This is a genomic window from Aquabacterium sp. (genome assembly GCF_041915145.1).
Classification (GTDB): Bacteria; Pseudomonadota; Gammaproteobacteria; order Burkholderiales; family Burkholderiaceae_C; genus Aquabacterium.
In genome coordinates this window covers 1-5,418 of the sequence record NZ_JAYSBZ010000121.1, presented here as the reverse complement: position 1 = coordinate 5,418, position 5,418 = coordinate 1, and the positions used below count along the sequence as shown (strand labels likewise).

At 72.4% G+C, this 5,418-nt stretch carries 4 protein-coding genes; all 4 read left to right on the top strand.

The window, feature by feature from the left end:
• Positions 1–534 (top strand): GGDEF domain-containing protein (locus tag ACE3SS_RS14675; protein ID WP_374595222.1); only part of this gene is annotated, 534 nt, incomplete at its 5' end.
• 15 nt (positions 535–549) lie between these two features.
• Complete coding sequence (locus ACE3SS_RS14670; protein WP_374595220.1) at positions 550–1,734, top strand: GGDEF domain-containing protein; 1,185 nt, start codon at positions 550–552, stop codon at positions 1,732–1,734.
• A 12-nt stretch (positions 1,735–1,746) separates the two neighbouring features.
• The gene (locus tag ACE3SS_RS14665; protein ID WP_374595218.1) at positions 1,747–4,176 is read left to right on the top strand and encodes a diguanylate cyclase; all 2,430 of its coding nucleotides are present in this window, start codon (positions 1,747–1,749) and stop codon (positions 4,174–4,176) included.
• A 60-nt stretch (positions 4,177–4,236) separates the two neighbouring features.
• Positions 4,237–5,418 (top strand): GGDEF domain-containing protein (locus tag ACE3SS_RS14660; RefSeq protein WP_374595216.1); only part of this gene is annotated, 1,182 nt, incomplete at its 3' end.

Genomic DNA, 5,418 nt, shown 5'->3' with positions numbered 1-5,418 from the left:
CAGCAGAAGGAAACGCTGGCCGCCACCTTGCGGCAGTTGCACAAGCTCTCGACCCGCGACAGCCTGACCGATCTCTACAACCGCCGCCACATGATGCAGATGCTGGAGCGCGAGGTGAAGCGCCAGTCGCGCAAGGGCGGGGTGTTCAGCGTGGCGATTCTCGACATCGATCATTTCAAGCGCGTCAACGACCAGCACGGTCACGCGGTGGGCGACGCGGTGCTGCGCGACTTCTCGAAGCGCCTGCGCCGGGCGATCCGCGAGTCCGACGTGGTGGCGCGCTGGGGCGGCGAGGAATTCCTGGTGTTGATGCCGGGCACGGGACGGCCGCAAGCGCTGCTGGCGCTGGAGCGCATGCGCGCCAAGGTGGTCAAGCACGATTGGGGCCGGCACGCGCCCGGACTCGCGGTGCGCTTCTCGGCCGGCGTGGCGCAACACACCGGCTCCGAGCTGCTGCATCGCACGCTGGAGCAGGCCGATCTGGCGCTCTACCAGGCCAAGTCGGCCGGGCGCGACCGCGCCGTCGGCCTCTGAGTAAAGGGGCGGCGCATGTCCACCACCGTGATGTCCGAATCAACGCTGGACAACAGCAGCTTCGCGGCGCTGGCCGCCGAGCGCCGCGCGCAACGCACGCCGCTGCAACGCCTGGGCGACGCGGTGCTCGGCACCGACCCGAAGATGCGCCTGGCGGTGCGCCTGGGCCTGCTGCCCAGCGGCGTCTACGTGGCGTGGTGCGTGATGCACGTGATCGCCGTGCGCCTGGGTTTCGAGAGCCAGAGCACGGCCGACTGGCTGACGCTGAGCCACTTGCTGGGCATGGTCACCTTCTACCCGCTGGTGCGCAGCGGCTACTCGGCGCGCTTCGATGACGCCGGCATGGTGCTGCCGCAGATCCTCTACGCCAGCGCCAGCGCCATCGTGGGCTACGCGCTGATCCCGCCGCTGCGCGCGGTGATCCTGCAGATGCTGTGCCTGATCCAGATCTTCGGGCTGTTCAGCCTGCGGCCGCGACAAACCGTGATCGCCGGCGCCAGCACCGCGGGCATGCTGACCACGATGTGGCTGGCCATGACGCTGTGGCGGCCGCTCGACTTCCAGCCCACGCCGGAGGCCGTGAAGCTGGCGCTGGGCGCCTTCATCGTGATGCTGCTGGCCCTGGTGTGCCGACGCTTCAGCCACCTGCGCGGCCTGCTGCGCGAGCAGACGCACGAGCTCACCACGGCCGTCGAGAAAGTGGGCCGCATCGCCTCGCGCGACCCGCTCACCGGGCTGTACAACCGCCAACACCTGCAGGAGCTGCTGGGGCAAGAGATCAAGCGCCAGCAGCGCAACGGCCGGCCCTTCGCGGTGGCGCTGATCGACCTCGATCACTTCAAGCGCGTCAACGACCAGCACGGCCACCAGGTGGGCGACGAGGTGCTGTGCGGCTTCGCGCAGACCTTGCAAGCCTTCGTGCGCGACACCGACGTGGCGGCGCGCTGGGGCGGCGAGGAATTTCTGGTGCTGCTGCCCGAGACCGACACCTTGAACGCGCTCGGCAACATGAACCGGCTGCGCAAGCAACTGGTCGGCCTGACCTTGTCGCCCAGCCAATCGGCCTTGCGCATCACCTTGTCGGCGGGCGTGGCGACGCACCACCCGCACGAAACGCTGGAGCAGACGCTGGAGCGCGCCGATCGCGCCCTGTACGCGGCCAAGGCCGGCGGTCGCGACCGCTGCGAGGCCGCCGACTGAGGCGCCCGCCAGATGAGCGCGCGCGGGATCGAGCTCGGTCACCACGGCTCGCGAGCGAGCCGGCCGGGGCGCTGGAGCGCAGCCGTGCTCGGCACCGACCCGCAGCTGCGCCTGGGCATCCGGCGCACCCTGCCCACGCTGCTGACCTTCGTCGTCTGCGCCAGCCTGTTGCTGTTCGGCACCACCGCGCAGCTGGGGCCGGCCTGGAAGGCCTATCTGGTGTCGGGCTACCTGGCGGCGGTCTGGCTGCTGCCCTACGGCCTGCTGCGCAGCGGCTGCACCCGCCGGCTCGATGACCCGCTGCTCACCTATCCCACGCTGCTGCTCAACATCAGCACCGTGATGCTGGCTTACGGGCTGCTGAGCGAGGCGCGCGGCGCGCCGCTGCAGCTGCTGTCGGTGCTGCTGGCGGCGCAGATGTCGCGCCTGCCCTCGCGCCGGATGATGCGCGCGGCGCTGATCGCGCTGGTCATGCTGGCGGCCACGCTGGCCCTGGTCTGGCGCCTGGAGCCAGACAGCTTCAAGCTCGCCGACGAGCTGCTGAACTTCGCGATGCTGGCGGTGATGCTGCCCGCGTGCGCGCTGGTGGCCCGCGAGGTGCAACGCACGCGCGCGCGCCGCACCGAGCAGCAGGCCGAGCTGGCGCGCACGCTGGAGCGGCTGCGCGAGCTCTCGACGCGCGACCCGCTGACCGGCCTGGCCAACCGCCGCCAGATGATGAGCTGGCTCGACGAGGAGCTCAAGCGCCAGCGCCGCAGCAGGCACGCGCTGTGCGTGGCGATCCTCGATCTCGACCACTTCAAGCGCGTCAACGACACGCACGGCCACCCCGTCGGCGACGCCGTGCTGCAGCGCTTCGCCACGCTCGCGCAGTCCACGCTGCCCCCCACCGCCGCGCTGGCGCGCTGGGGCGGCGAGGAATTCCTGCTGATGCTGCCCGACATCGACGTCGCCCAGGCCGCGCGCGTGCTGGCCGCGATCCGCCAATCGCTGCACGCCTTCGACTGGGGCGCCCTGGCGCCGGGGCTGCGCGTGACCTGCTCGGCCGGCCTGGCGGCGCACGTCGGCGACGCGTCCGCGGCCCACACGCTCGAACGCGCCGACCGCGCCCTCTACCTCGCCAAGCAAGCCGGCCGCGATACCGCCTTCTGCGACGAAGCCGAGTTGCCCGCCGAGGCCGACGCCGGCCCGGCTCACGGCGCCACCGCCTCGGCGCCCTGCCTCGCGACCGCGCCGCGCAACGGGCATCCGCTGGCGCCGCCCTCGTTGCCTGCCGATGCGGCCGAGTCGCCCCGCTCCGCCCCGCCCCCCGCTCCCGACCGCCCCACCCCCGGCGCTGGCACGCGGCTGATCCGCCTGGTCATGGGGTCGCACCCCACGATGCGCGACAACCTGCGGCTGTCGCTGCTGGGCGTGGCGGTCTACCTGGCCTGGGTTCTCGTGATCAACGGCTACGCCGTGCCGCGCGGCCTGGTCTGGCCGCGCTACCGCTGGCCACTGCTCGCCATCGACCTGGTCGGCGCGCTGGCGTTCTACCCGATCATCCGCAGCGGCCTGAGCGCGCGCTGGCGCGACCCCGAGCTCAGCCTGCCGCAACTGCTCTGGGGCTGCATCGCCGCCACGGCGGCCTACGTCGCCATTCCCGACATGCGCCCCCCGGCCTTGCAGGCGCTGTGCGTGATCCAGATCTTCGGCATGGTCACGCTGGCGCCCCGCGCCACGGTGCTGGTCAGCCTGTTCAGCGTCGGGCTGATGCTGGCCGCGCTGGCGGGCGTCGGGCTGTACGAAGACATGCCGACGCCGCTGTGGCAGGCCGAGATCCTGAAGGTGATGCTGGCCTGCTTCGTGCTGGCGCAGCTCGGCTGGCTGTCGCGCCGCGTCAGCCGGGTGCGGCAGCAGGTGGCGCGCGACCAGGCATCGCTGGCCGCGGCCGTCGAGCAGGTGCGCGACCTGGCCGTGCGCGACGCCCTCACCGGCCTGCACAACCGCCGGCACCTGATGGAGCGGCTGGAGCGCGAACGCCTGCGCGCCGAGCACCTGGGGCAACCCTTCTGCGTGGCGCTGCTCGATCTGGACCACTTCAAGCGCGTCAACGACACGCACGGCCACGCCGTGGGCGACGACGTGCTGCGCGGCGTGGCGCAGGTGCTGCGCCGCTGCATGCGCGAGTCCGACGTGCTGGGCCGCTGGGGCGGCGAGGAATTCATCATCCTGATGCCCGACACCCAGGCACACGAGAGCCTGATCGCGCTCAACCGGTTGCGTCGACAACTGTCGCAGTCGAGCCTGGTCGGCAGCATCCCGCTGCTGCGCACCACGGTGTCGGCCGGCGTCGCGGCACACCGCTCGCGCGACTCGGTGCAACAGCTGATCGAGCGCGCCGACCGCGCCCTGTACGGCGCCAAGGAGGCCGGACGCGACCGCTGCGTGGTCGCCCCCTGAGGCCCGCGCGCCCCGCCCGATGCCGGACAATCCCCGCACTGCCGTACCCGTTCGCCCCCGATGAGTCTCGCCACCCAGCCGCCCTCGCCGAACGCCGCCGCGCCGGCCTCCGGGCTGAGGCGGCGGTTGCTGGGCTCGCATCCGCGGCAGCAAGACGGCATCCGGCGGCTGGCGCACATGATCGTGGTGGACGTGTGCTGCCTGCTGCTGCTGGGGCTGATCAGCCTCGCGGGGTTCGTGCCGGCGGTTCAGGCGGCCAGCGTGGCGGCGTACTGCGCGCTCGGCTGGGCGCTGCTCTACGGCCTGATCCGCTCGGGCCGGACGATCCGGCGCGACGAGGCTTGGAGCGACACGGTGGTCGCGGCCTACGGCATGAGCACCGTGGTCTTCGCCTACGCCACGCTGGACGTGGTGCGCGGCCTGGCCCTGCAACTGGTGTGCCTGGTGCTGGTGATGCACATCGACCGCCTGCGCCTGCGCCAGGCCATGCTGCTCACCATCGGCAGCGTGGCGGCGCTGATCGCCACGCTCGCCGGGTTGCAGTGGCTCACCCCCGGGCGCATCGACCTGCGCACCGAGATCCACAACCTGATGCTCGCCACCACGTTGCTGCCGATCGCGGTGCTGCTGATCAACGAGGCGCACCGCGTGTCATCGCGCGCCCGGCAGCACAGCGGCCAGCTCGGCGAGCTGCTGGCCACGCTGCGCGCCGAGTCGCTGCACGACGAATTCACCGGACTGCCCAACGCGCGCCACATGCACACGCTGATCGAGCACGAGATCAAGCGCCACGGCCGCCACGGCCAGCCCTTCTGCCTGACGCTGCTCGACGTCACCCCGAACGACCCCGACAGCCCGCCCGACCTGCCGGCCGCCACGCAACGCGAACTGGCCGAACTCGTCGCCCTCGGCATCGGCCCGGCCGACACCCTGGCGCTCTGGAGCCCCGGGCGCTGGCTGCTCGCGCAGCCCGCCACCGGCCTGGCCGACGCGAGCGACGTGGTCGAGCGCATCCTGCAGGCGGCGCGCCGCCACGACTGGAGCCACGGCGCCCAGGGGCCGCGCGTCAGCCTCTCGGCCGGCAGCACCGAGCATCAGTTCAGCGACACGCTCGACTCCATGTTGAGCCGCGCCACGCGCGCGCTCGAGCGCGCCCGCGGCGAGGGGGCCGGCCACCACGCCACCGAGCCCGTGCTGCCCCCCGGCACGCGCGGCAGCCGCGCCCTGCTCAACCAGCTGGGC